Here is a 247-nt window from a genome sequence, read left to right as displayed (position 1 = left end):
AGCTTGCCTCGCTTCCCGGCGCCTATGCCGGCCCGCAAGGCGTGTTGCTGCTGGCCTTCGTGGACGGCACGGTAGCCGGCAGCTGCGCCCTGCGCCCGCTGCCGGAAAGCGACTATGCCGATGCCGCCGAGATGAAACGCCTGTACGTGCGCCCCATGTTCCGCGGTTTCGGTCTGGGTCGGCTGCTGACCGAAGGCATTCTGGATGCCGCACGCATGGCTGGCTACCAGCACGTGCTGCTGGATAC

General features: G+C 67.2%; 1 protein-coding gene. It reads left to right on the top strand.

The features are described 5' to 3' along the window. A partial coding sequence (locus FQ668_RS27930) for a GNAT family N-acetyltransferase (RefSeq protein WP_144180834.1) occupies positions 1-247 on the top strand: 247 nt, incomplete at both ends.

The sequence above is a fragment of the Pseudomonas sp. Kh14 genome (assembly GCF_900291005.1).
In the GTDB taxonomy this organism is placed as follows: domain Bacteria; phylum Pseudomonadota; class Gammaproteobacteria; order Pseudomonadales; family Pseudomonadaceae; genus Aquipseudomonas; species Aquipseudomonas alloputida.
This window is presented reverse-complemented; position numbering and strand designations above follow the sequence as displayed.